General features: G+C 54.5%; 23 protein-coding genes and 2 tRNA genes. 8 read left to right on the top strand and 17 right to left on the bottom strand.

Annotation, left to right across the window (positions count from 1 at the left end):
• Positions 1-5: 5 nt before the first annotated feature.
• Positions 6-2,153, bottom strand: a complete 2,148-nt coding sequence (gene fadB / locus FFI95_RS06745) for a fatty acid oxidation complex subunit alpha FadB (protein WP_144821669.1) — start codon at positions 2,151-2,153, stop codon at positions 6-8.
• A 364-nt stretch (positions 2,154-2,517) separates the two neighbouring features.
• On the opposite strand from fadB, the gene FFI95_RS06740 reads away from it, so the two are divergent.
• Entirely contained in the window at positions 2,518-3,333 is an 816-nt protein-coding gene (locus FFI95_RS06740) for a hypothetical protein (protein WP_144821668.1), read from the top strand.
• A 63-nt stretch (positions 3,334-3,396) separates the two neighbouring features.
• Positions 3,397-3,828 carry a universal stress protein gene (locus FFI95_RS06735; protein WP_144821667.1) on the top strand — a complete coding sequence of 144 codons (432 nt, stop codon included), beginning with the start codon at positions 3,397-3,399 and terminating at the stop codon, positions 3,826-3,828.
• A 70-nt stretch (positions 3,829-3,898) separates the two neighbouring features.
• Here FFI95_RS06735 and FFI95_RS06730 read toward each other — a convergent pair whose 3' ends face one another.
• From FFI95_RS06730 to FFI95_RS06715, 4 genes are all read right to left on the bottom strand, one after another.
• Entirely contained in the window at positions 3,899-5,824 is a 1,926-nt protein-coding gene (locus tag FFI95_RS06730) for an ATP-binding cassette domain-containing protein (protein WP_144821666.1), read from the bottom strand.
• A gap of 8 nt (positions 5,825-5,832) precedes the next feature.
• The gene (locus tag FFI95_RS06725) at positions 5,833-6,627 is read right to left on the bottom strand and encodes an MOSC domain-containing protein (protein WP_144821665.1); all 795 of its coding nucleotides are present in this window, start codon (positions 6,625-6,627) and stop codon (positions 5,833-5,835) included.
• Between the two features lie 93 nt (positions 6,628-6,720).
• Positions 6,721-6,796, bottom strand: a tRNA-Gly gene (locus FFI95_RS06720).
• Between the two features lie 79 nt (positions 6,797-6,875).
• Complete coding sequence (locus FFI95_RS06715) at positions 6,876-7,478, bottom strand: DUF924 family protein (protein WP_144821664.1); 603 nt, start codon at positions 7,476-7,478, stop codon at positions 6,876-6,878.
• Positions 7,479-7,545: 67 nt separating this feature from the next.
• Between FFI95_RS06715 and FFI95_RS06710 the strand changes: the two genes are divergently transcribed.
• From FFI95_RS06710 to FFI95_RS06700, 3 genes are all read left to right on the top strand, one after another.
• The gene (locus FFI95_RS06710) at positions 7,546-7,923 is read left to right on the top strand and encodes a sirohydrochlorin chelatase (protein WP_144821663.1); all 378 of its coding nucleotides are present in this window, start codon (positions 7,546-7,548) and stop codon (positions 7,921-7,923) included.
• Between the two features lie 11 nt (positions 7,924-7,934).
• On the top strand, positions 7,935-8,837 hold the full coding sequence (locus FFI95_RS06705; protein WP_144821662.1) for a TIGR01777 family oxidoreductase: 903 nt from the start codon (positions 7,935-7,937) through the stop codon (positions 8,835-8,837).
• Positions 8,838-8,926: 89 nt separating this feature from the next.
• Positions 8,927-9,002: transfer RNA gene (locus FFI95_RS06700), tRNA-Glu, on the top strand.
• A 25-nt stretch (positions 9,003-9,027) separates the two neighbouring features.
• Here FFI95_RS06700 and ccoM read toward each other — a convergent pair.
• Positions 9,028-9,183, bottom strand: coding sequence for a cytochrome c oxidase subunit CcoM (ccoM, locus tag FFI95_RS15370; protein ID WP_178974808.1), 156 nt, complete (start codon positions 9,181-9,183; stop codon positions 9,028-9,030).
• A 229-nt stretch (positions 9,184-9,412) separates the two neighbouring features.
• Between ccoM and FFI95_RS06695 the strand changes: the two genes are divergently transcribed.
• The 3 genes from FFI95_RS06695 to pta are packed head-to-tail and all read left to right on the top strand — an operon-like array spanning position 9,413 to position 15,253.
• Entirely contained in the window at positions 9,413-11,824 is a 2,412-nt protein-coding gene (locus FFI95_RS06695) for a bifunctional diguanylate cyclase/phosphodiesterase (protein WP_144821661.1), read from the top strand.
• A gap of 26 nt (positions 11,825-11,850) precedes the next feature.
• Complete coding sequence (locus FFI95_RS06690) at positions 11,851-13,038, top strand: acetate kinase (protein ID WP_144821660.1); 1,188 nt, start codon at positions 11,851-11,853, stop codon at positions 13,036-13,038.
• A 58-nt stretch (positions 13,039-13,096) separates the two neighbouring features.
• Positions 13,097-15,253 (top strand): phosphate acetyltransferase, encoded by a 2,157-nt coding sequence (gene pta, locus FFI95_RS06685; RefSeq protein ID WP_144821659.1) that lies wholly within the window; start codon positions 13,097-13,099, stop codon positions 15,251-15,253.
• Positions 15,254-15,280: 27 nt separating this feature from the next.
• Here the strand turns inward: pta and der are convergent, their stop codons facing one another.
• The 11 genes from der to iscR all read right to left on the bottom strand — a co-directional run bounded on the left by der (position 15,281) and on the right by iscR (position 26,327).
• A complete protein-coding gene (gene der / locus FFI95_RS06680; protein ID WP_144821658.1) occupies positions 15,281-16,702 on the bottom strand; it encodes a ribosome biogenesis GTPase Der in 1,422 nt (473 codons plus the stop codon).
• Between the two features lie 60 nt (positions 16,703-16,762).
• Entirely contained in the window at positions 16,763-17,938 is a 1,176-nt protein-coding gene (gene bamB, locus FFI95_RS06675; protein ID WP_144821657.1) for an outer membrane protein assembly factor BamB, read from the bottom strand.
• Complete coding sequence (locus FFI95_RS06670; RefSeq protein ID WP_144821656.1) at positions 17,938-18,603, bottom strand: YfgM family protein; 666 nt, start codon at positions 18,601-18,603, stop codon at positions 17,938-17,940. Before FFI95_RS06670 ends, bamB begins: the two co-directional genes overlap by 1 nt.
• Positions 18,604-18,643: 40 nt before the next feature.
• Positions 18,644-19,924 carry a histidine--tRNA ligase gene (hisS, locus tag FFI95_RS06665; RefSeq protein ID WP_144821655.1) on the bottom strand — a complete coding sequence of 427 codons (1,281 nt, stop codon included), beginning with the start codon at positions 19,922-19,924 and terminating at the stop codon, positions 18,644-18,646.
• A 50-nt stretch (positions 19,925-19,974) separates the two neighbouring features.
• On the bottom strand, positions 19,975-21,093 hold the full coding sequence (gene ispG / locus FFI95_RS06660; protein WP_144821654.1) for a flavodoxin-dependent (E)-4-hydroxy-3-methylbut-2-enyl-diphosphate synthase: 1,119 nt from the start codon (positions 21,091-21,093) through the stop codon (positions 19,975-19,977).
• A gap of 34 nt (positions 21,094-21,127) precedes the next feature.
• Positions 21,128-22,138, bottom strand: coding sequence for a RodZ domain-containing protein (locus FFI95_RS06655; protein WP_144821653.1), 1,011 nt, complete (start codon positions 22,136-22,138; stop codon positions 21,128-21,130).
• Positions 22,131-22,928 carry a type IV pilus biogenesis/stability protein PilW gene (gene pilW, locus FFI95_RS06650; protein ID WP_246069488.1) on the bottom strand — a complete coding sequence of 266 codons (798 nt, stop codon included), beginning with the start codon at positions 22,926-22,928 and terminating at the stop codon, positions 22,131-22,133. Before pilW ends, FFI95_RS06655 begins: the two co-directional genes overlap by 8 nt.
• Before the next feature lie 46 nt (positions 22,929-22,974).
• Positions 22,975-24,087 (bottom strand): dual-specificity RNA methyltransferase RlmN, encoded by a 1,113-nt coding sequence (rlmN, locus tag FFI95_RS06645; RefSeq protein WP_144821651.1) that lies wholly within the window; start codon positions 24,085-24,087, stop codon positions 22,975-22,977.
• A gap of 64 nt (positions 24,088-24,151) precedes the next feature.
• Positions 24,152-24,580 carry a nucleoside-diphosphate kinase gene (gene ndk / locus FFI95_RS06640; RefSeq protein WP_144821650.1) on the bottom strand — a complete coding sequence of 143 codons (429 nt, stop codon included), beginning with the start codon at positions 24,578-24,580 and terminating at the stop codon, positions 24,152-24,154.
• An 83-nt stretch (positions 24,581-24,663) separates the two neighbouring features.
• A complete protein-coding gene (locus FFI95_RS06635) occupies positions 24,664-25,812 on the bottom strand; it encodes an IscS subfamily cysteine desulfurase (protein WP_144821649.1) in 1,149 nt (382 codons plus the stop codon).
• Positions 25,813-25,829: 17 nt separating this feature from the next.
• The gene (iscR, locus tag FFI95_RS06630; protein WP_144821648.1) at positions 25,830-26,327 is read right to left on the bottom strand and encodes a Fe-S cluster assembly transcriptional regulator IscR; all 498 of its coding nucleotides are present in this window, start codon (positions 26,325-26,327) and stop codon (positions 25,830-25,832) included.
• Positions 26,328-26,345: the final 18 nt, after the last annotated feature.

The following is a 26,345-nucleotide window of genomic DNA, read 5'->3' as shown; positions in this document are numbered from 1 at the left end:
CAGGGTTAGCCAAAAAACTTTTCGCCAGTTTTGGCCATTTCACGCAGCTTCTCGGTTGGATGATACAAAGGACCAAGATCTGCAAACTTGTCTGCCAGTTCAACGAACTTGTCTGCACCCATATCGTCGATGTAACGCAGGGCACCTCCACGGAACGGCGGGAAGCCGATACCGAAGATCAGACCCATATCAGCATCCGCCGGGTCTTCAACAATTCCGTCTTCAAGGCAGCGAACGGTTTCAAGGCACAGCGGAATCATCATGCGAGCGATGATATCTTCGTCGCTGAACTCACCTTTACCCTGAACAACCGGCTCCAGCAGCTTGTAGGTCTCTTCATCGACCACTTTCTTCTGCTTGCCTTTACGATCCAGCTCGTACTTGTAGAAGCCTTTATCGTTTTTCTGACCGTAACGGTCATTCTCGAACATGACTTCTACAGCAGATTTGAAGTCGGCCTTCATGCGATCCGGGAAGCCGTCGGCCATTACCTCGTTCGCATGCTTGGCGGTGTCCATGCCAACCACGTCGAGCAGATAGGCAGGGCCCATAGGCCAGCCAAACTTCTCCATGACCTTGTCGATTTTCTGGAAGTCGGCACCGTCACGGACCAGGCCGGAGAACCCGCCAAAGTATGGGAAAAGTACACGGTTAACCAGGAAGCCCGGGCAATCGTTTACAACGATCGGTGTTTTCCCCATTGCCTTGGCATAGGCAACCGTCGTTGCAACAGCACGGTCAGAGGTTTTTTCACCGCGGATAACCTCAACCAGCGGCATCATGTGCACCGGGTTGAAAAAGTGCATACCGCAGAAGTTTTCCGGACGCTTCAGGTTCTTGGCCAGAAGGTCGATTGAGATCGTAGAGGTGTTAGACGTCAGAATGGCGTCATCACGCACCATCTCTTCGGTCTCACGCAGAACCGCATCTTTCACTTTCGGGTTCTCAACAACAGCTTCAACAACCAGGTCTACGTTCTTGAAATCACCGTAGTTCAGGGTTGGTGTAATGCTGTTAAGGACATCCGCCATTTTGCCGGCGTCCATCTTGCCCTTGTTAACACGCTTGGTCAGCAGGTTCTTGGCTTCTTTCAGGCCCAGGTCGATACCGTCCTGGTTAATATCCTTCATGATGATGGGCGTGCCTTTCAGTGCCGACTGATAAGCGACACCGCCACCCATGATGCCCGCGCCCAGTACGGCTGCCAGATTCACGTCGGAGGCTTCTTTGCCCCAGGCACTGGCTTTCTTCTTCAGCGCCTGATCGTTCAGGAACAGGCCTACCAGACATGCCGCCACGTTGGTCTTGGCCATTTTAGCGAAGCCTTTGGCTTCTACTTCAATTGCCTTGTCACGGGTCATGCCGGCGTGCTTCTGCATCACCTTGATAGCTTCAACCGGCGCCGGGTAGTTCTTGCCAGCCTTACCGCCGACGAATGCCTTGGAAATCTCGAACGCCATCATGCTTTCCATGGCGTTCAGCTTGATCTTGCCTTTCTTTTCTTCACGACGGGCTTCGTAATCAAGCTTGCCTTCGTTGCACTGATTGATGATTGCAACGGCAGACTCTACCAGCTTGGCTGGCTCAACAACTGCGTCTACTGCGCCGGTTTTCAGAGCTGCATCGGCACGGTTTTCCGTACCACCGCAGATCCACTCAACGGCGTTGTCTACACCAATCAGGCGGGAAAGACGAACCGTGCCGCCGAAGCCCGGGAAAATACCCAGCTTGACTTCAGGCAGGCCCACTTTCGCTTTAGGTGCCATAACCCGGTAATCGGTTGCCAGGCACATTTCAAAACCACCGCCCAGTGCCATGCCATTGATAGCGGTAACGGTGGGGAAAGGCAGATCCTCTACCGCGCTGAAAATCGTATTGGCTTTCAGGTTGTTCGCGATAAGGTCTTCTTCAGAGCCGGCAAACAGATCGGTAAACTCTGTTATGTCCGCGCCCACGATGAAACTGTCTTTAGAACTGGTTACCACCAGCCCCTTGAGTTCCTTTTGTGCGTTAAGTGCGTCAGTCGCGGCGTTGAGCTCTTCAATTGTAAGGCGGTCGAACTTGTTTACTGACTCGCCTTGCAAGTCGAAGTTCAACTGAGCGATCCCGCCTTCGATCTCTTTAACCGTGATGGCTTTACCTTCGTAAATCATCAACTGATCTCCAGTCTGTTTTTGGAACTGCTTCCAGTCCTGGATGCTCAGTTCTGGCTGAGCTTCCGGGACTGTTTGTGCAGCGAGATTTCGGTCACTGCCCGATTAATCGACCCAAAATTCATACAGTCGTTTGAATCGTGAGGGCACACGATGTGAAAAAATCACTCGTTTGTCAATTTGTTTCTTTCGGGCGAGGAAGTACTACACAGGTAAAAACCGGAACCCGGTCACGCAAATTCAACGAAGTTTGCATTTATCGAGTGCTGCTCCCGCGGAACACTTGCCTGCCCGGAGAACTTACTCTACCGTCAGTATCAGACTCAGGTACACAATAATAAACGTTTTACGGAGACTCAATCCGATGATCGCCAAGCACCTGCGTATGCGCTCGCTGGTTACCGCCCTGCTTTTTTTCGCCCTCATTCCTGCAAGCGTAAAGGCTCAGGATGCTGACGACTTCCTCGCTCAGCTCCATAGCTTCCGGGTCAGCAACTATATCGCCCTGGACGCCTATTACCGCTTCATCGGAAGCGGCAGCACAGACACCCTGAACGAGATCGTCGCCGGCATCAACGCGGCCAACACTGCCATGAAAAGCCTGGAAGCAAGCACCAGCGATGTGCTGACCAATGAACAGACCGGAAAACTGAACACAGAGTTTCGCAGCTTCAAAAACCTGATGCGGGACAATATTAACGATGTTCGCACCACCGGATTTCCCGACCTGCGGCTGGTTTCAGATATGGCAAACCAGGCGGTTGTCATGAATGATATGGCAACCGGTTTTTACGAGATGGCTCTGGAAGATTCCCTCACGAACACAGACCCCCGCATTGAAGCAGCCCGGATGGGCGCCGTTAAGATCGCCCGGATGATGGCCAAATACGCGGTTCGCACAAACTCCTCTGTCTCCCAGACATTTCAGGGGTCAGCCACCGACCTGCCACTGGACGAGCAGGCCCGGGAATTCGACCGGTTGCTGGAAACAATAGACAGCGGGGAGAGCGCGAACGAACTGACAAACCTGTTAGGGGATGTCAGTTCGAAGTGGCAATTCATCCGTGGATCCTACATCAACTATAATGAAAACAACGTGGGCTTTGTTATTGACAGGTATTCCAAGCACATCCTGGAAGGCCTTACTCAGGTGATTGATATGCTGGAGCACAGTGCATGACCCTTCCCCCGGTCGCGCTCCCGTATTATGCTGTAACAAAGTCGATCGATTAAGGAGTTAGGGATGTCTGCTTACAAAAAGATGCTGGTCTCCATTGACCTTACCGAGGAAGCCCCTCAGGTTCTGGAAAAAGCCAAGGCGATGAGCGAGGCGCACGGAGCGAGCCTGTTGTTGGTGCATGTTGTAGAGCCTGTCGGTTACGCCTACGGCGGTGATATCCCGATGGACCTTACCGAGCTGCAGGACCAGCTCGATAAAGCGGCCCGGGAACAGCTTGCAGCCTATGGCGACACCTACGGGGTTGATAAAGCCCACCAGGTTGTGGCGGTAGGCCGCCCGGAATCCGAAGTTCATCGCCTGGTAAAAGAACATGAGGCCGACCTGGTGATTGTGGGCACCCACGGGCGGAAAGGCTTTCAGCTACTTCTGGGCTCCACAGCCAATGGGATCCTGCACGGAACCCAGTGTGACGTTCTGGCAATCAGGATTCACTAAGGCCCGCTTCATCCAGCCACTGCAAGCCTGGCGCAAGGATTTGTCGCCGGGCTTGCAGTAGCTGCATAATTCATTCAGAACCTGCCTGCTCTTCCAGCTCCATCCATCGTTCGATGACTTTCTCAAGGCTGGCTTCTTTCTGCTCAAGCTCTTCCAGAGTGGCTGCAACCTCATCCGGTGCTCCAGCATAAAAGTCCGGCGCAGCAATACGCTCCTGAACCTCAGCCACCTCCTGCTCCAGCACTTCTATTCTCCCGGGCAACTGTTCAAGCTCGAGTTTCAGTTTATAGCTTAGCTTGGCTGGCTTCGGCTTGGGCGCACCGGCTGACTTTGTGCTGCGTTCGGGTTTATCAGGCTTTTCCGCCTTGTCATGCTGGTCAAGACGGGCACCACTTGCTTCGGCAGGAAAACGACCACCCTGGTCGCGCCAGTCGCTATAACCGCCCACATACTCACGAACACGGCCAGAGCCATCGAGAAAGATCACATCGGTGACAACATTATCGAGAAACTCACGATCGTGACTGATAACAATCACCGTGCCTGCGAATTCGGCCAACTGCTCTTCCAGCAGTTCAAGAGTTTCCACATCCAGATCGTTCGTGGGCTCATCGAGCACCAGAATGTTTGCTGGCTTGCTGAACAGCTTCGCCAGCAAGAGCCTTGCTCGCTCGCCGCCCGAGAACACCCGTACAGGTGAGCGGGCACGCTCAGGGGTAAACAGGAACTCCTGCAGGTACCCGAGCACATGTTTGCTCTTGCCGTTAATTTCAATAAACTCACGCCCTTCTGAAAGGTTATCCAGAGCGTTTCGGTCCAGGTCCAGCTCGCCCCTGAGCTGATCAAAATAGGCAACCTCAAGGTTGGTCCCCAACCGCACGGCCCCCTCGGTCGGCTGAAGGTCGCCCAACAATAAACGCACCAACGTGGTCTTGCCCGTTCCGTTCTCACCGACAAGCCCGATTTTGTCACCCCGAAGCACCGTAAGGTTCATATCGCGGATGATCGGCGTGCCATCCGGATAGGCGAAGCCGGCATTAACCGTTTCTGCTACCAGCTTGCCGGAACGCGCGGCATCCTCTACAGCGAACGTAGCAGTGTCACCCCGGACGCGGCGCTGCCGATGTTCTTCACGCATCGCCTTAAGGGCTCTTACCCGGCCCATGTTGCGAGTACGGCGAGCCTTGACGCCCTGGCGAATCCAGGCCTCTTCCTGCTTCAGCCGCTTATCAAACAAAGCATTCTCACGCTCTTCTTCCTCAAGAGCCTTTTCCTTGAGCTTAAGATAGCGATCATAGGTCGCCGCAAAACTGATCAGCTTGCCCCGGTCCAGCTCGACCACCCGGGTGGCCATGCGCCTGATAAAGGCACGGTCGTGGCTGACAAACAGCATGGCGCCCCGAAACGCCCCAAGCGTTTCCTCAAGCCAGGCAATAGCTGGCACATCCAGATGGTTAGTAGGTTCATCCAGCAGTAAAATGTCGGGCTCAACGACCAGGGCCCGGGCCAACAGTACCCGACGCTGCCATCCGCCGGAGAGTCGGTTCAGCCTCTGATCCGGGTCTATTCCATACTGCGCCAGTATGGCTGTTACCCGTTGATCAAGCCGCCAGCCGTCAAGCGCCTCTATCCGCTCCTGAACCTTCATCATTCGGTTAAGGCTGGCTTCATCTGCCTGTTGCGCAAGTGTGTGAAACTCAGCCAGCAGCTGTCCGGTTTCCGGAAACGCGCCGGACACAATCTCGTAAGCCGTTCTGTCGTCATCCGAAGGCAGATTTTGCGGTAACACAGCCAGCACGGCGCCATCCTCAAGGCGAACCGTGCCACTATCAGGCACAACCACACCGCTGACAATTTTAAGCAAGGTTGACTTACCCTCGCCGTTCCTGCCCAGCAGGCACACTCGCTCCCCTGCATTAATGGTTAGTGACGCCTGATCAAGCAGCGGGTGCATCCCGTAGGCCAGGGAAATCGAATCCAGCGTTAACAGTGGCACGTTGCTTTCTACTCCGATTCAATAACAGTGACGGCGTCACCCACGTGGACGACACCGCATGATTCGTGAATTGCATTCTGGCCGAACACCACACCTTCTTCGGTTCTGCGATAGCCAGAGAGCGTTCTTAGTGGTTGCTGGCCAGGGTGCTTTACCCCGGTATCCGGATCAACGGTGGTCAGAATGCAGCGGAAACAGGGCTTAACAATATCAAAAGAGGTCTCACCTATCTTAAGCCTCCGCCAACTGTCCTCCTGCCACGGATCCTCGCCATCGACAACAATGTTAGGGCGGAATCTGCGCATATCGGCTGCAACCTCAAGGCGGTCATTCAGCTCTTCCAGAGACGCCTGATTGGTGATCAGGAACGGGAAGCCGTCCGCAAAGCCAACACGACGATATTCACTCACGCGACCGGCATCAACCCGTCGAAACGTTGAGTCTGGCATATAGACCAGCCGCAGATTCTGGCTACAGAAACGACTTAGCGCTTCACTTGCAGCCAACTGCGCTTCATAAGCTTTGACCCAGTCGCGCCAGACCAATACTCGCGACTCGCGCTCAGTGCTCTGTAATAGAAAGTCGCCCTCACCAGGAATATGAATACTTACAGACGTTCGAGACAGAGACGTCGTTATCCGCGCGAGTTCAGGAAGCTTTCGCTGGGTAACAAAACGACGATCTTCGTCGATAATCATCCAGCGTCGGTCGCCTTTCGGGCCGAAGTCGTCCATCTCAAAAGAGCCAACCTGGATGCCAGCGAGGGACTTGACCGGATATACATAGAGTGAACGAACTTTCAAAGCGCGACTCCGGTGCGAGAAATATATGGACGAAGCGGCCAGTATACCCAAAAACAAAAAGCCCGGCCTCTTTCGAGGCCGGGCTTTGGAATCTGGAGCGGGAAACGAGATTCGAACTCGCGACCCCAACCTTGGCAAGGTTGTGCTCTACCAACTGAGCTATTCCCGCAATGCTGATCGGTGCTTACCGACAACGGAAGCGTATTGTACCCACTTTTATTGTTTCGTCAACTACTTTCGTGAACGATTTACTGCCCATAGCGATGGGCCGTGGCCAGATAAGCCTGCTCTGCTTCCGTAGAGTGTCGGCCCAGCGCCTGATTCCGGTGCGGGAAACGACCAAACTCTTCGATGATTTTTTTATGTCCCCGGGCATACTTGAGGAACTCTTTCATAAACTCCTGAAGCTCTCCGGATGTAGAGGCGACCAACTGTTCAAAGCATTCTACGGCAAGGGCCTGATCCTCAAGACGTTCTGAGTGCTCAAGGGGCATATACATGAATGCTCTCTGTATCGGAGGGAGCTCCATATCATGCCCTTTACGCATGGCCTCTTTGCATAGCCTGTTTGCCAGTTTGTCCTGTTCAAATGCAAGCGCCCCGCCCCGGAATATATTTCTGGAAAACTGATCCAGCAATATAATCTCCGCCAGCCGGCCACCTGGCTCCTTGCGCCAGTGATCCAGCCCCTGCTCCGATGCAAACAGAACCATGGACAGAAAGCGCCGGCGGAGCTCCTGATCAAACTTCCTGCTGGAGCGAAACCAGCGATTGCTATAATAGCTGTCAGGCAACCCGTTTTCATCAAGGTCGCCAAACCAGAAATTCAGAACTTCATTCCAATCGAACATCAGAAGACACCCTGTTATTGTATTCGCAAAGACATTAGCACTATTTACAGAAACTCCGGGAGCCTTAATGAACACACACAAAATCATTTTGTTGGCGCATGGCAGTAGCGACAAGCACTGGCGTGATACGTTCGAGGCTCTTGCAGAGCCTACGCTGAATGCCATCAGCAATTCCAGCATTGCCTATATGGAGTTGGCGGAACCATCCCTGGACACAGTGATTCATGAAGGTATTGCAGAAGGAGTTCGCGACTTCAGGGTTGTCCCTCTGTTTCTGGCCGCCGGGCGGCATCTGCGCAAAGATGTCCCGGCCATGATCGAGGCCCTGGAAAAATCGACAGGGGCCAGCATTAATCTGTCCCCGCCCATCGGAGAAAGCCCGCTTCTTGGACAGGCAATCAAAGAAGTTGTAGAGCTGCATCTGGGGCACGAAACTGAAAAATAAGGAGCATACCCATGAACAGGCACGTATTAGTCACAGGCGGTACGGGGTTTATTGGCGGTGCGCTTTGTACAGAGATGCTTGCACAGGGTTATGAGCTGACCATCTTAAGTCGGCAGCCAGCAGATCAGGTTCGCAAATTATGCGGCCAGGTTAACGTTGTTCACACTCTTGAAAGCCTGCGAGGCCACGAAGGGTTCGATGGCGTTATTAACCTCGCGGGTGAAGGACTGGCGGACAAGCGGTGGACAAAGCAACGGAAGAAAGTGTTGCGCAAAAGCCGGATCAAACTGACCCACACCCTCACAGATGTCATAAGAAGCTGGGCCCGGTTGCCCAACGTGCTGGTTTCCGGGTCGGCCGTTGGGTTCTATGGCAACCAGAAGAATGCGCTGGTGACAGAAGAGACAATGCCCCATGACGAGTTCAGTCATCGGCTTTGCAAAGACTGGGAGAATGCCGCCCTTGCACTGGGCTCCGAAAACGTTCGTGTATGCCTGTCCAGAACAGGCGTGGTAGCCGGCCCGGACGGAGGGTTCCTGAAGAGTATGGTTTTACCTTTCAAACTTGGCCTGGGCGGCAGAATGGGCAGCGGCCATCAATACATGCCCTGGGTTCATCGCACGGATGTTGTCGCGGCTCTGGTCTGGATGCTGGAAACACCGGAGGCATCGGGTCCGTATAATGTTGTCAGCCCTAATCCGGCAACCAATCGCGAGTTTACGCAGTGCCTGGCCAGCACACTCGGGCGGCCGGCACTATTTCCAGTACCCGCGCCGGTGTTAAGGCTGGCGCTGGGGGAAATGTCACACCTTCTGCTCACCGGCCAGCAGGCTATACCTGCACGGCTGACAGACGCAGGATTCAGCTTCCGATACCCTGAACTCGGACCAGCTCTCGAGGAATCGATACATTAAACGGATCTTTTTGAAAAAAGTCGTTGACACACGGCGAATGCTTACCTAATATACGCGCCACCTCGACGAGGCAAGGTTTTAAACGATGCGTCCCCTTCGTCTAGTGGCCTAGGACTCCGCCCTTTCACGGCGGCAACAGGGGTTCGAACCCCCTAGGGGACGCCATTTTTAAAACATCCCTGCAGCCAACTCAGGCTGCCTCTTCTTTTGCCTCTTCCTTGATGGCTACTCGCTTCTCACCGTGAGCTTTATGATCACGCATTATAAAAAAGCCCACGCCTGCAAAAAATGCGACCATCAGCAATACAGTTGCAACGCCTGCGAATACGACAACGTCCATATACATAGTTTTACTCCTGCCACACATTGAACTTGATTAAACTCAGGTTACGCGAGCCGGCAAAACAGTTGTTGACCTGAATCAATAGTCAGAGCTCTTCACCACTGCCCATCAGTTAATTAAACTCTCTCGTGCGCGGTATTTGCGCAGTTACGCAAAGCGTTTGCATGCGCGCCCTGCTATATTCTGTTATCAATGGACTGTCTTTTTACTTATCGGACTGAGTCGCCGCACCATGCTGAAACTGCTGACACGAGTTCAACGCTTTCGCTCAGGCTTTCCTTTATCCTTCCACTTCCTTGGCTGGGTCGTTCTTTTCAGCTCAGTGCTCACACTGGTTGTATCTTCGATACTCATTTACACCGACCACCAGGCAAGACTGACCGAAATGGATCAGCGCCTGCAGGCGATTGAATCCGAGTACGCGGCCAGCCTCACAGCAAGTCTGGAAACACTGGATCAGGAGCTGCTGCAGACCCAGCTGAGGGGCATTTTGAGCCTGCCTGACATTGTTCATCTGCGACTGAACATTAAACCAGACTCAGAGCTGATAATGGGCGTAGCTCCGCGGGAAGCCCGGGTAGACTCGTACAAGCTTGGCTTGCCCCCGGCTGGCGAAGCCCCCTCTGCCCTTGGAGAGCTTACCGTTACCGCCAGCCTTGAGCGCATCTACCAGAACACAAAAAACCGAGCCTTCACCATCCTTGCCACTCAGTTTTTTATAACCCTTCTGGTTGCTGTCCTGGCGGTATGGGCTTTCCAGCATTTCGTTGCCCGCCACCTGGCTGCCATGGCCGCCTACGCCAAAGACTTTTCCCTGGAGCAGACCTGCATACCACTGACCCTTGACCGCCGGGATACAGCGCTGCGTCGTACGGATGAAATCGCACGCACAGCCGATGCGATCAATCAGCTGCGTGAACGCCTGCATAAGGATGCTGCTCGTCAAAAGCAGGATGCCGCCAAAATTCGAAAATTCTCGACAGCCATTGAACAAAGCCCGTCGTCAGTGCTTATCTGCGACCGCCAATGGCGGATTGAGTACGCCAACCGCAAGTTTACTCAGCTCACCGGCTATGCACCCGAATCAATTATTGGAAAGAAACCCGGTTCCCACAGTGAGAATGAGCAGGAAATTCGCGGTAGCCGGTACCTGTGGCAAGGTATCCGTCTGCAGGTGCAGCGGGTGGGCGTCTGGCAGGGCGAGGTTAACAGCATACGGCGTAACGGAGAGCGGTTCTGGGAGCAGCTGATTGTCACCTCAATGAAAGATGATGCCGGGCACACGACCGGCTATCTGATTCTGGGGGAAGACATCAGCATACGAAAGCGCTACGAGCAACAATTATTAAGGCAGGCAAACTACGACATTCTTACAGGGTTACCCAATCGCATGCTGGCCCTCGACAGACTCAAGCTTGCGCTGGCACAGGCACAGCGGGAAGGCTCCATGGTTGCCGTCATGTTTCTGGACCTGGACAATTTCAAACATATTAATGACACCCTGGGGCACGATGCCGGAGATAGCCTTCTGATAGAAGCCGCCCGCCGAATATCCAGCTGCCTGCGCGGGACCAGCACGGTTGCGCGTCTTGGTGGCGATGAGTTTCTGGTAATTCTTCCCGGTCTTGCTGGCCCGGAGGCGTCTGCGCAGGTGGCAGAACGAATCCTTGAGAGCTTTACACCAGCTTACTCCCTGAGCGATCAGGAAGTGTTTGTAACGACCAGCATTGGTATCGCCGTTTACCCGGCCGACTCTGATAACAGTGGCGCACTCCTTCAGCATGCAGATGCGGCCATGTATCAGGCTAAACGCCAGGGTAAAAGTTCGTATGTGCATTTCACACCGGAAATGCATGAACAATCCCATGAGCGCCTGCAAATGGAGTCCCGACTGCGCAGGGCCCTGGAGCTGGAGGAGTTTGAGCTGCACTTTCAGCCAATCCTGGAGACGGCTACAGGCCAGCTGCGAACCGTTGAAGCCCTGTTACGCTGGAACAACCCGGTTATGGGCATGACACTGCCTGACCGCTTTATTCCACTTGCCGAAGAGACCGGACTTATCATTCCGATTGGTGAGTGGGTGTTTGAGGAAGCCTGCCGTGCAGCAAACCGGTGGAAGCTGCTGACTGGCAGAGACATTGATATATCCGTCAACGTATCCCCACGACAGTTTCGGGACCCCAGGTTTACGGGCTCAGTCAAGGCTGCATTGTCGAGAAACGACCTTGCGCCGGAAAGGCTGGAGCTGGAAATCACCGAACGACTTCTGCTCGACAAGTCTATTGAAACGGCTGACATCCTCTGGCAAATGGACAGAGAAGGTATTCGCCTGGCCGTCGATGATTTTGGCACAGGTTACTCTGCCCTGAGCTACCTTAAGGGTTACCCATTTGATACCCTGAAGATCGATAAATCATTCATTCATGACGTGACTCAAGAGCAGGAAGCGGGCGCCCTTGTGCGCGCAATAATCAACATGGCGCACAGCCTGGGTCTGACAATCACTGCCGAAGGCGTTGATGATGCATTACAGGCAGAGTTCCTGAAAAAAGAAGGCTGTGACCTGGCCCAGGGTTACTTTTACAGTGTTCCCCTTCCTGACCGGGACTTTACCGAATGGCTGAAAATTCACTACCTTGATTAACCTGACACCCGGGAAGTTTCCAATACATGAAACAATCAATTCTTGTCGTTAACTGCGGCAGCTCGTCTCTCAAACTTGCGCTATTCAACGGCAAGGAAGAAAAACTCGCATCTGCGATAGCTGAGCGACTTAACGAACAAGATGCGTTTGCGCGCATTGATGGCAGCGACCGCCCTGTTCCACTGCCCGGCAGCGCGACCCACAAGCAGGCATTAGAGGCACTGGTAAAAGCTTTTCAGGAATGGGAACTGATGCCGGAAGCCCCTACAGCCGTTGGACACAGAGTGGTGCATGGCGGAGAGACTTTCCGTGAAGCCGTGTTGATAAACAACGATGTGGTTGAAGCCATCAACCAATGCGCTGACCTTGCGCCTCTTCACAACCCCGTTAACATAACCGGCATTGAAGCCACCCGTAAGCTCTTCCCCGGCACCCCTCAGACCGCAGTGTTTGATACCGCCTACCATCAGACACTGGAACCCCACGCTTACCTCTATGCCCTGCCCGAAGCCTATTACCGCGACTGGGGCGTCCGGCGGTATGGCTTCCACGGGACAAGCCACCACTTTATGGTGAATGAAGCGGCGCGCCTGCTTGGAAAAACACCGGCAACAACGTCAGTCGTTTCAGCCCACCTGGGCAATGGGTGCAGTATCACTGCAATAAAAGATGGGATCAGCGTAGATACCAGCATGGGTCTGACCCCCCTCGAAGGATTGATGATGGGCACGCGTAGTGGTGATATCGACCCGGGTGTTTTCGACTACCTCAATTCGCAGGGCATGACCTTAGCTGACATTCACAAGCTGCTGAACCACAACAGTGGCCTTCTCGGGGTATCCGGAAAAACCAACGACATGCGCACCCTGTGCGAACTGGCGGATCAGGGACATAAACCCTCCGCCATTGCCATCGATATATTCTGCTTTCGCCTTGCTAAGTATGTGGCCGCCATGATGGTCTCCCTGAGCCAGCTGGACGCTCTGGTGTTCACCGGAGGCATTGGCGAAAACAGTGTTCGGGTAAGGGAAAAAACACTGAACCATCTGAAACTCTTCGGATTCGCCGGCAATGCAGAGTTAAACAAACACAATGGCAGCCACAGCGATGGCCGCATAGATGCTGCGGATTCCCGTTACCCGGTGCTGGTTATCCCGACCAACGAAGAGCTTGTTATCGCACGTGAAGCTGGCCGACTGGCCAGTAGTCACTGAAGAACCTATGAACACATAAACACTCTGAATTTTTAAACAGAACTATCCGGAACCCTTTATGGCCAAAAGTCTTTATATTGCCCCTACATCAATGAATTCGGGGCTGACCTCCACTTGCCTGGGGCTGCTACGCGCTATGGAGCGTGTAGGCGTCCGTGTCGGATTTTATAAACCCTTTCGCCAGTCTATAAACCGGGGCGAATCTGTCCATAATAACGGCAAGGACTCATCGGTAACCTTTGTTCATTCACGCAGTCACCTGCGCCCTCCTGAGCCAATCTCTCTCAAAAAGGCCCAGCAGCAGCTTAATCAGGGTAAATCCGACCTGCTGATGGAGACCGTCATCGGCGAGTACCAGAAAGTCGCAAGAGACGTAGATGTCGTCATAATCGAAGGCCTCGTCCCCGACCGGAGCGAGGCATACATTGCCCGGCTTAACGTCGAGGTGGCACGCAACCTGGGCTCTGAAGTGGTGCTGGTGAGCACCCCTGGCAACAGCAGCCCCCAGGAACTGGATGAGGAACTGAACTTCTCCGCCCGCCTGTTCTCCGATATCGCGGCAGACAGTGTCATTGCGGTTATTCTTAACAAACTCGGCGAACCAGAAAGGTCAGGACTGCAGCCTTACAGCAATATCAGTCAGACCCGGCAGGAAACCCCGGACTACCGGACTGAGTGCCAGGTGTTCCGTAACAACCGCTTCCACCTGCTGGCTGAAATACCCTGGCAGCCTAACCTGCTGGCGCCCCGTGTCTCTGATATTGCCCGCGAACTCGACATACCCGTATTGCACGAAGGCCAGATAGACAGCCGCCGGGTGCAGAAAGTCTCCGTCTGCGCCCGCTCGATTCGCAATATGACCCAGACACTGAGTCCGGGCACGCTCATGGTCACCCCGGGCGACCGGGAAGATATTATCGTCGCTACAGCCGTTGCCGCCCTGAACGGGGTACCACTGGCAGGTCTGATGCTGACAGGCGGGCTGATACCTGACCAGCGTGTTATTGACCTGTGCTCCCGCGCACTGCAGTCCGGCCTGCCGGTTCTGAGCTCACACACAAACACCTATGAATCGGCACATATGCTCGCAAACCTGTCCACCAGCATCCCCACCGACGATGCGGACCGGATCGAGAAGGCAATGGAAGCGGTTGCAACGAAGATCGACACAGAGTGGCTTCAGGAGCATCTGCGCGTAGAGATCCAGAGCCGGCTGTCTCCTCCGGCTTTTCGCTACCAACTCTCCGAGCGTGCGCGAGCGGCCAATAAGCGGATTGTTCTGCCAGAGGGCTGCGAGCCCCGCACGGTTCAGGCCGCTATTATCTGTCACCAGCGGGAGTTTGCCCGCTGTGCCCTGGTTGGTGATGCGGCTGAAATCCGTAATGTGGCTGCCTCGCAAGGCCTTGAGCTGCCCGCCGACATTGAAATCATAGACCCGGCCGACGTGCGCAAAAACTATATCGCCCCCATGGTCGAGTTGCGCAAACACAAGGGACTGGCCCCGGACATGGCCGAAGCCATGCTTGAGGACAATGTTGTTCTGGGCACCATGATGGTTGCTCTGGATGAGGCCGACGGGCTTGTCTCCGGAGCCATTCATACTACGGCCAATACGGTCCGCCCCGCCCTGCAGCTGATAAAAACCCACGAGCAGGCCCGGGTTGTGTCTTCTGTGTTTTTCATGCTATTGCCAGAGCAGGTTCTGGTCTATGGCGACTGCGCTATCAACCCCGACCCCAACGCCCGGGAACTGGCTGACATTGCCATTCAGAGCGCTGAGTCAGCCGAAGCCTTCGGTGTTGAGCCTGTGGTTGCCATGATCAGTTACAGTACCGGCGAGTCCGGAAGTGGCGACGATGTGGAAAAAGTGCGGGAAGCCACCAGGATTGCCCGCGAACGCAGGCCGGACCTGCTCATTGACGGCCCCCTGCAATACGATGCCGCCGCAATTGAAAGCGTTGGTCGCAGCAAGGCACCCGACAGCAAAGTGGCAGGCAAAGCAACCGTCTTCATCTTCCCGGACCTGAACACCGGTAACACCACTTATAAGGCGGTGCAGCGTGCAGCGAACGTGGTCAGCATCGGGCCTATGCTTCAGGGGCTGCGAAAGCCGGTGAACGACTTGTCACGAGGTGCTCTGGTAGAGGATATTGTCTTTACGATTGCGCTGACTGCCGTTCAGGCGAAGCAGGTAGAGGATGCGGGGCTTGCCTGACGGCTGCCCCGGCGGAGGAAAAGCCTGTCAGCGTTTCAGGCTTTTCTGACGGGGCTTTTTCACCCGACGCCCGGCTTTCATGTCATTATCCTGTTTGACTCTCTGGCGGGGCGTTCTCCGGTCAACCTTACCGGCAAACGGGTTATCGCTGGAGCGGAACTCGAAGCGAATGGGAGCACCGGTTACATTCAGGACTTTACGAAAGGTGTTTTCCAGGTAGCGCTTGTATGAACCCGGGAGTGCGTCTGTCTGGTTGCCGTGGACGACGATAACCGCGGGGTTAGAACCACCCTGGTGCGCGTAGCGCAACTTGATACGGCGCCCCCGGATCATTGGCGGCTGATGCTGAGAGATTGCATCCTCAAGAATGGCTGTTAATCGATTGGTGGGCCATTTTGCCATGGCCGACTCATAACAGGCGTGTACAGAATCGTACATAACGCCAACGCCAGATCCGTGCAGTGCTGAAATATAATGTTTGTCGGCATAATCTAGGAAGTCCAGCCGACGCTTGATCTGCTCTTTAACCTTTGAGCGATCCTCAGGGTCCATCCCGTCCCACTTGTTGACGGCAATAACCAGTGACCGGCCGGCATCAAGCACAAAACCAATCAGGTGCAGATCCTGATCCACCAGACCTTCCCGGGCATCAATCACAAGGATCACCACGTGGGCATCATCGATGGCCTTGAGGGTTTTGATAATAGAAAACTTTTCCACAACCTCGTTTACATTTTTACGACGCCGCACGCCAGCGGTATCAATCAATGTATATTGCTCGTCGTGACGCTCATAAGGAATGTAAACACTGTCGCGGGTGGTACCGGGCATATCGTAGACAATAACCCGCTCTTCCCCCAGCATTCGGTTCACCAGGGTCGACTTGCCAACATTAGGACGGCCTACAACACTGATCCGGATGCCAGGATAGCGGTCAGCCCGGTCGGGCTCAACGCGGTCCTCTTCCGCCGGCAACAGGGCTTCCAGCATTGAGCGGATACCCCGGTTATGGGATGCAGCTACCATGTAGATGGACTCAAAACCGAGGCTGTAAAAATCAGCCGCGGCAACATCCGGGTCCTGGCCATCAGTCTTGTTAACCACCAGATGCGCCGACTTTCCTGAGCGGCGCAGGTGATCTGCAATTAACGAGTCTCCCGCTGTTAGGCCGGAACGGCCGTCCACCAGAAACAGAACAATGTCTGCTTCCTCTACAGCCTGCATGGACTGCCTGGCCATTTCGGCATCAAGCCCGGCCTCAGTACCGGTGAGTCCGCCGGTATCGATAACAATGAAGGATTGCCCTTCATAATTGCCCTCACCGTATTTCCGATCCCGGGTAAGGCCCGGAAAATCAGCGACCAGGGCATCGCGGGAGCGAGTCATCTGGTTAAAGAGTGTGGACTTACCTACGTTGGGGCGTCCGACAAGGGCAATTACTGGGCTCATAATAATTCGCTATACAATCGGTTCAGGCTTTGCCCATGGCAAAGCGTTGGGGTTAGCGGGTCAGTCCCGCTCCCTCAGTGTGAGAGCAGACAGTTTGCCGCCGTTGCCAAAGACCATCAGATTACCATTGGCCAGGCGTTGCAGGGAAACCCTCAAACCATCACCGTCATAGCGGGTCTGCCCTGCCAGGCTGCCGTCGTCTGCAGAGAGTACGTGCAGGTAACCTTCATAGTCTCCAACAACCAGATAGTCTTCAACCGCAGCCGGCTGAGTTGGCTGGCGCCAGGAGAGCTTATCCTGACGCCAGAGTTCCCGGCGGTCAGAGCCCCGGTACGCAATGATATCGCCGTTTGCTGCGGACAGATAAATGTTGCCACCGCCAATCATCGGGGCGTGCAGGCTCGACGCCTTGCGGCTCCATATTTCCTGGCCTGTCCGGATGTCGATCAGAGCCAGCTTGCCCTGGTATCCCGAAACCATTATTGCCGTATCCAGTACCAAAGGCTGGCCCGCAACGTCCACCAGCCTCTCAAGCTCTGTGCGTCCCTGGGGCTGCCCCACTTCATACTGCCACAGGGGCTGCCCTGCCTCCGCAGACAGTGCCATGATTTTACCATTGGAGAACGAAGCAATGACCACATCCCCGCCAACCAGAGGCGCGGCTGCCGCGCGCAGTGACAGGGCGGGTACAACGCCATCGTACTGCCAGCGCTTTTCACCGCTGTCGGCGTCAAACGCAAGAACCCGGCCGTCGGTTGTCTGTGCGACAACAATACCGCCATTAGACTGGGGCGCAGCCAATGCTTCTGTCGGCAGCGAACGGCGCCAGAGCTCTTCTCCGCCTTCGCGGGAAAGCGCAACCAGATCCGCCTCCCGGGTTACGAGATAAAGTTGCTGCCGGTCGCCACCGACGCCGGCGAAAATCCGCTCTTTCAGATCCCGCTTCCAGTGCAGTTTGCCGGACTCTGCATCGACAGAAACCAGCTCCCCATCCGCAGAGGCAGCGTAGACGGTATCGCCGGCATTCAGCGGTGCCAGATACAGGAAGTCGCCATCATGCCCGTCGCCGACGGACATTTTCCAGACCGTCTTAAAGTCAACGGAGCGATCCTTGACCTCCGGGACCGGAGCCGGCTGCTCGAATGTGTCGGTTGTACTACAGCCGGCAAGCGCCAGTACTGCGGCCAGAACCAGAAAAACTCCGTGCCGGAAAAAGCTTCCGCGTGCCAGCCGCATCAGGCCTCCTCTCCAATACCCAGATCAGACAGTTTCAGTTGCAGGATGCCACTACCACCCTGCTGACTTTGTTCACGAGCAGCCAGATAGGCTTCCCGGGCACCTTTCCTGTCGCCCTGAGCGCGCAGAATATCACCCCGCAATTCGGAAAATATCGCGGCAAAAGCCCCGGTTTGCTCTGCACTACCGGCACCGGAAATGGTTTCCAGCGCTGCTTCATAGCGTTCTGCAGAGAACTGTGCCCGTGCAAGGCGATTGCGTACAACCAGGGCCAGCGCCTGATGATCTTCAACTTTATCAAGCGCCCACTGCAGCGACCCAATGGCAGCTTCAGCATCGTTGTTTTCAACCAGCTGCTGGCGCGCAAGAATCAGATTGCCATAAACCGCGTAAGCGCTGTCGGAGTAGTCTTCACGCAATTCATTAGCAACAAAGGCGACGGTTTCTCCAGCAGTGTCGTCTTCCTGATTAGCGAAGGCGTTCAGCAGGGTCGCAAACTGATTTGCAGCCTCCGCCCGTTGCTGTTCCTGATGGCTCTGCCAGGCCTGCCAGCCAAACACAATCGCAAGCGCCGCACCGATACCAATGAGCAGTGAACTGCCATTCTGTTTCCACCAGTTCTTGATCGCCTCGACCTGTTCTTCTTCGGTGCGCATTTCCGCCATGTTGACTCCTGTAATAATTGTTACTGTTAACGTGTGCGACTCAGTTTGCCAGGGTATCGGCCAGCACGGTTGCCAGTTCACTCTGGGTTACGGTGGTCTGCTCCTCACCTGAGCGCAGGGGCTTGAGACCAACCGTTGCATTCGCAAGTTCGTTTTCGCCCAGGATCACTGCGTAGCGGGCGCCACTCTTGTCGGCTTTTTTCATCTGGCTCTTAAAGCTGCCACCGCCACAATGACTGATAATAACCCGCCCGGGCAGTTCGTTACGCAGTGTCTCTGCCAACGCCAGTGCCGGTGCGATTGTTGTAGCTCCCATGGCTGTCACATAGACATCCGCGTTGCTATTCGCCTCGTCCGGGACCAGCCCAAGTGTTTCAAGCAACAGGATAAGGCGCTCCAGCCCCATCGCAAAACCCACCGCTGTTGTGGGTCTGCCGCCGAGCTGTTCCACCAGGCCATCATAGCGACCGCCTGCACAGATCGTCCCCTGGGCACCCAGACTGTCAGTTACCCACTCAAACACTGTTTTTCCGTAGTAATCGAGGCCACGCACCAGAGAAGGGTTAACCGTGTACGCAATGCCAGCGGCATCCAGAAGTACCTTGAGCTGTTCGAAATGCGCCCGGGAGTCATCGTCAAGATTGTCTTCCAGGCGCGGTGCGTCTGCAAGCAGCCTGCGTGTTTCCGGATCTTTGGTATCCAGAATACGCAGTGGGTTGGTATCAAGCCGGCGCTGACTGTCTTCATCGAGCTGGGTTTTATACTGGGACAGATAGTCTACCAGCGCACTCCGGAACTCTTTGCGCGCTGCCGAAGAACCAATCGAATTGATTTCCAGACGCGCATGGTTACCAAGCCCCAGAGCCTCCCAGAACCGTGCTGTCAGAATCAGCAGTTCTGCATCAATGTCGGGCCCTGGCATTCCAAAGCACTCAACACCAATCTGATGGAACTGTCGATAACGTCCTTTCTGTGGCCGTTCATGCCGGAACATAGGCCCGGTGTACCAAAGCCTGCGTGTCTGGTTGAACAGTAGTCCGTGCTCCTCCGCAGCCCGTACACAACCGGCGGTTCCTTCGGGGCGCAAAGTGAGGCTGTCACCATTACGATCTTCAAAGGTGTACATCTCTTTTTCTACAATATCGGTTACTTCGCCGATAGAGCGCCTGAACAGGTCCGTTTGCTCCACGACAGGCATCCGGATTTCCTGGTAACCATACTGATGCAGCACTTTGCGCGCTGTGGACTCGACAAACTGCCAGACAGGAGTCTCCTCGGGCAGAATATCGTTCATTCCGCGTATCGCCTGAATCTTAGCCAATGTAAACCCTTAGTTCTTTCTGGATATTAGTACCTGACCGGTATGGCCGATCACTTATCAGAACGCGCTATAATCGCATCTTCCTGCTCTTTACGACGAGCAACCTCTTCACGAATCAGCCGCTCCAGATCATCGGTAAGCGTGGCATTATCAAGCTTCTGATTCGGCTTCCCTGCTCTGTAGAACAGGTTTTTAGGACTTCCGCCAGTCAGGCCCATATCCGCTACTTTGGCTTCACCAGGTCCGTTTACAATGCATCCGATAATGGCCACATCCAGAGACTCGTTCACATCTTCCAGACGTACTTCCAGATCGTTCATGGTCTGAATGACATCAAAGTTCTGACGTGAGCAACTGGGGCAGGCAACAAAGTTAATACCCCGGCTGCGCAACCGAAGGCTTTTGAGGATATCGAAACCGACCTTGATTTCTTCAACCGGATCCGCGGCAAGCGAGACCCTGAGCGTGTCGCCAATACCATCCATTAGCAACATGCCAAGACCAATGGACGATTTCACGGTACCCGAACGCAGTCCGCCTGCCTCGGTGATACCAAGATGCAGTGGCTGCTCAATCTGACTCGCAATGCTGCGGTATGCGTCGACTGTCATGAAAATTTCCGACGCTTTCAGGCTGACTTTGAAATCCTGGAAATCATGACGATCAAGAATGTCGATATGGCGCATCGCGGATTCAACCAGTGCTTCTGCAGTGGGCTCCCCATACTTGCGCTGAAGACTTTTCTCCAGAGATCCGGCATTAACCCCGATACGCATTGGAATGCCACGGTCACGGCACGCGTTGATGACTGCACTGACCCGGTCTTCACGACCGATATTACCGGGGTTGATCCGCATGCAGTCCACACCCAGTTCAGCAACCCGCAGCGCAATTTTATGGTCAAAATGGATATCGGCAACCAGCGGCAACGATACCTGTTCACGGATTTTCCCGAAGGCTTCCGCCGCTTCCATTGAGGGTACAGAGACCCTGACAATATCCGCACCCGCATCCTGCAACGCGGTAATCTGCGTCACTGTAGCGGCGACGTCACTGGTGTTTGTGTTCGTCATGCTTTGTACGGCGATCGGTGCACCGTCACCAACCGGTACATCCCCTACCATGATCTGGCGGGATTTGCGTCTTGTGATCGGAGATTCCTGTTTCATTTGCGTACGACCAAGCAGGTAAATTCAAAAATTATCAGATTGTCAGTGTGAACTCAGAGCGATTGTTCCTGACCGGGTAATCCTCTATTTCCACTGGCTCTCCCTGAAACTGAATGGTGTCGACAGCATCAACCGCACCAATCACCACTTGTAAAGGCGCGGCACCCGATACCCGGAGTGTATCACCGCCTGTTTGCAGGGAGCTCTCAAGACGGTTTCCACTTTTGTCCAGAACCTGCACCCAGCAGCTATCGTTGAATGTTATTTCGAGAACACCCGATGCCGGGCTTTGGTTATCCGTCATTGGGGCTTCTGCCAGTATCGGCTCTGCTGTTTGAGCAATATCCGGTGCCGGATCCTGTACCGTTTCAACGGCAGCTTCAGGCTCGTCCAAAAGGGCTTGCTCATCGGCTCCACCCACATCCGTCTCCGGCGCCTCCGGTGTAACGTCCGGGGTTTCTGCACTGTGTGTATCAGGCTCACCCTGGTAAACACTTGTTTCCTGAGCGGCAGTGCCCTCAACATCCGATGAAGACTCCAGCTCAGATGTATTCCTATCCTCAGCCTGCGATACAGTTTCTGATGCAGCTGCTGGCGATTCAGCATCGGGACTGCCGGAAGTAAGTTTGGGTATGGCCACGGTTACGACAGTTGCGGCCACAACCAACGCCACGATAATTGCAACAACGATTTTAGCAATTCTACGCTTCTTGCGCTTTTTGCGCTCAATATCGACCAGAGGATTGGCTTCAATCTCCCTCTCTTTCTCAATCCGCAGCGGTTCCAGCTCCTGATCCAGCTCGGAAACAATGGCATCTGCATCCAGCCCTACCTGGGTTGCATAGGTACGGACATAACCTTTTATGAAAAGCTCATTATCAACCTGGCTGTAATCACCTTTTTCCAGGTCCGAGATAATGCAGCTTCGCAGGTGCTGTTTCTCGGCAATCTGAGCAACGCTCAGACCTTGCTTTTGCCTGGCCTCTTTCAGCTTTTCGCCAACCGTCTGTTTGGCTGCGCTTGGCTGGGAATCATCACTAGTCATTGGATTTGAGCGCCTTATATTGTTGGTACTCTGCTGACTCTGGGTAGTTGTTCCTCAACTGCAGTGCCAGGCTTGCCTCCTGGTCCCTGTTGCCGGTATGCCGCGCAATACGAATACCTGTAAAAAGGCTCTCGGGAGAGTGTTGCAAGCGTGGATTGCGCTGCATAACCCCTAAAAGGCGATCGTAATAACGGGCAGCTCCGGCAACATCGCCGGACTCCACCATCACCCGGGAAAGAGAAAGCAGGGAGCGCGCATCACCACGGGTCAGTTCGGAGGCCCGGCGGTAAGATGCGATGGCTTCGTCCTGTAAACCAAGGCGTTCCTGTGTCATACCCAGATTGTAAAAAACAGATCCGCGGTCTTTATACTCTGTATCCCGGGACGCTGCGCGGAACTGATCGAGGGCATCATCCAGCCTGCCCCGGGAATAAAGAAAAGCGCCGTAATACACCCTTGCACGGGTGTAGCCGGAGTCTTCAGAAATAGCCTTGCGGAAATTCTTTTCCGCAAGCTCTGCTTCACCGTTGGTATTATACACCAGCCCCAGCGCCGCAAGTGCGCCGGGGTTATCAGAATCGAGTTCCAGGGCACGATCCAAATGCTTCCGCGCCCGCTCCATGTTTCCCTGGCCAATATACGCAGTCGCCAGCTGAACATAGTTTTCTATGGCTTTCTGACGGTCAGCCTCACGGGAGAAACGACTGTCGGTAGTTGTAACACATCCGGTAACCAGCAGTGTGACCAACAAGGCCGCAGTAGCAGCAATATACCCACTCACCCGTTTCACAGCCACAAACTGCACCCCTCGCTGATTAAACCATGCAGGCGCCTGATCAGGCGTTGACCTGCTGAACATTAATGTATCGCTGGCTGCGGCGGGTCCGATCCTCTACCTGGCCAACCAACTGACCACACGCTGCGTCGATATCATCACCGCGGGGCGTCCTGATCGTTACCACATACCCGGCTTCGCTCAAAATCGTCTGAAAGCGACGGGTCGCATTCATGCTCGGCCTGCGGAAATCGCTTTCAGGAAACGGATTAAAAGGAATCAGGTTAATCTTGCACGGCACATCCCGCAGCAGCCGGGCCAGCTCCCGGGCATGCTCCGGCTTGTCATTCATGTTTTCAATCACTGTGTATTCGATGGTCGCTTTGCGCTTTTCAGGCAAACGACTGAAGTAGCGTTTGGTCGCTGCCAACAGTTCCGCAATCGGATACTTTTTATTCAGTGGCACCAACTGATTACGCAGCTCATCATTGGGCGCATGCAGCGAAATGGCCAGTGAAACATCAGTAACTTCTGATAGCCGGTCAATGGCCGGAACAACGCCGGAGGTACTCAGAGTAACCCGGCGTTTGGATATACCATAGGCCAGATCATCCATCATCAGGCTCATGGCATCGACCACGTTATCAAAGTTCATCAGGGGCTCGCCCATCCCCATCATGACAACGTTGGTAATCGGGCGATCCGGTCCCGGCTCAAAGGGCATAAACGCTTTGCGCGCCACCCAGACCTGGCCAATAATTTCAGCCGCCGTCAGGTTGCGGTTAAAGCCTCGCTTGCCGGTTGAGCAGAAGGTACAGTCCAGCGTACACCCGATCTGTGATGACACGCACAGTGTGCCCCGTTCCCCATCCGGGATCAGAACCGTCTCAACACTGTTGCCGTTATCCATCCGCATCACCCATTTACGGGTGCCGTCTTTGGAGGTTTCATCGTAGATCACTTCCGGGCCGCGGATAACGGCGACCTGCTTGAGCTTTTCCCGCAGCGATTTGCTGACATTGGTCATTTGATCGAAGTCATCTACCCCACGCTGATGCATCCACTGCAACATCTGCGTAGCGCGAAAACGCTTTTCCCCCAGGGTTTCAAAGAAAGCCTCAAGTTTGGCTTTCGGCATCCCCAGCAGGTTGGTTTTTTCGGCAGTGGTTGTCATGTGTAATAACCTCGATCAGATAACCAATGCGGGAGCTGCCAGTGACAGCCCCCGACCAACTGAATCAGCCTCGTGGGCAGATTTCGTTGTCATTGAAAAAATAGGCGATCTCACGCTGTGCAGACTCTGCTGAATCAGAGCCGTGCGCGGCGTTTGCATCAATGGATGTAGCAAAGTCAGCGCGGATGGTTCCGGCTTCTGCCTCTTTGGGGTTTGTTGCGCCCATCAGGTCACGGTTTTTCATGATGGCGCCTTCGCCTTCCAGAACCTGAACAACAACCGGGCCTGAGGTCATGAAACCAACCAGGTCTTTGAAGAACGGACGCTCTTTGTGTTCTGCGTAAAAGCCTTCTGCCTGCTCCTGAGTCAAGTGCATCATACGTGCGGCAACAATGTTCAGGCCGGCCTTTTCAAAGCGGCTGTAGATTTCACCGATCACGTTTTTTGCAACTGCATCGGGCTTGATGATAGAGAGCGTGCGCTCTTTAGCCATGGTATTTCTCCTGTTGGGTTTGATTTACTGAAAGCACGGATAAATTTCAGGCCTGCGATTATACGCAGTCGAAGGCCTACTGCCTACCGCACTGCACGAAGACGGGTAACAACATCAACAATGTGCCCGCTGGCGAATTCAATTTCTTCAGCCGTTGTGTAGCGCCCGAAAGAAAACCGCAGCGCCCGATGAGCCAGTTCATCACTCAATCCGATACCACGGAGCACGTAGGATGGCTCAACCGTTGCCGAGGCACAGGCAGAGCCAGAAGAGACAGCGAGGTTTCTGAGACCAAGCATCAGGGACTCACCATCAACCCCTTCAAATGACAGGTTAACAATACCAGGCACGCGGGACGCTTCGGAGCCGTTCAGAGTAACCCCCGGCAGATCGTGAAGCCCTTCAAGAAACAACGTGCGCAGGCGCTCGAGTTCGTCAGCTTCATCCTCAAGACAAGACTGAGCGAGCGCAAAAGCCTTACCCATGCCAACAATCTGGTGCGTGGGCAAAGTGCCTGAGCGCATTCCCCGCTCGTGCCCGCCACCATGAATCTGAGCCTGAACACGAACATCCGGAGAACGCCGCACATACAGTGCACCTACGCCTTTGGGGCCGTATACCTTGTGACCGGACAAGGACATAAAGTCCACAGGCATGGTGGTGACATCAACCGCCATTTTGCCCGCAGCCTGAGCCGCATCAACATGGAACAGAACACCCCGGCTTCGCAACTCAGCGCCGATCGTTGTTATATCCGTGATACAGCCCAACTCGTTATTGACCAGCATCAGGCTGACCAGAGTTGTTTCCGGTTTCAGCGCTGCGAACACCTGTTGCGGCTGAACAATGCCATCACGACCCGGCTCCAGCCAGGTAACCTCCACACCTTGCTCTTCAAGCCATGCGCAGGTATCAACCACAGCCTTATGCTCAACCGTTGAGGTTATGATGTGTGGATTGTCGTGGCCGGCAACCGCGCCTTTAATCGCGAGATTGTCAGACTCGGTTGCGCCTGAGGTCCAGACAATTTCCCGGGGATCGGCGTGAATCAGGCTTGCCACCTGATTTCTGGCGGACTCTACTGCTGCTTCGGCCTGCCAGCCAAAGCCATGGGAGCGGGACGCTGGGTTACCAAAGAAACCATCCGGGGTAAGGTAGCGGAACATTTCATCAGCAACGGCGGGATCAACAGGCGTTGTTGCTGCGTAATCGAGGTATACAGGTTTTTTCATAAATACAGAGGCTTGAGTCAGGCGGGCGCCTGATCAGTCAGACGCTCGGTATTAATGGTGTCGGAGCCACCATCTGCCTGACGGCGGCTCTGCCGGTCCGCAACCTGGCGGATTTCGTGTCGCTCCATCAGGTCCTTGAGACTGATCCCACTGAGAAACTGATGAATCTGGCTACTCAGGTCAGACCAGAGGTGATGGGTCAGACACTTTTCACCGTTCTGACAATCTCCTTTATTTCCACACTTTGTGGTATCAAGGGATTCACTTACCGCGTCAATAACATCCGCAATATGAATGTCAGCGGCGCTGTGGTTCAGGCGGTAACCACCACCAGGCCCACGGGTACTGTTGACCAACTGTCGGCGACGGAGTCGGGAGAAAAGCTGCTCAAGATAGGAAAGCGATATTTCCTGACGGGCTGAAATATCCGCAAGCGTCACTGGCCCCTGCCCTCCGTTCAGAGCAAGATCCAGCATTGCCGTAACAGCGTAGCGGCCTTTGGTTGTCAATTTCATGGTATCAGCCCCAGCTTG

The organism is Marinobacter piscis (assembly GCF_007671655.1).
In the GTDB taxonomy this organism is placed as follows: domain Bacteria; phylum Pseudomonadota; class Gammaproteobacteria; order Pseudomonadales; family Oleiphilaceae; genus Marinobacter; species Marinobacter piscensis.
Note: the sequence above shows the minus strand (reverse complement) of the source record. Positions and strands in the feature narration are given on the sequence as shown.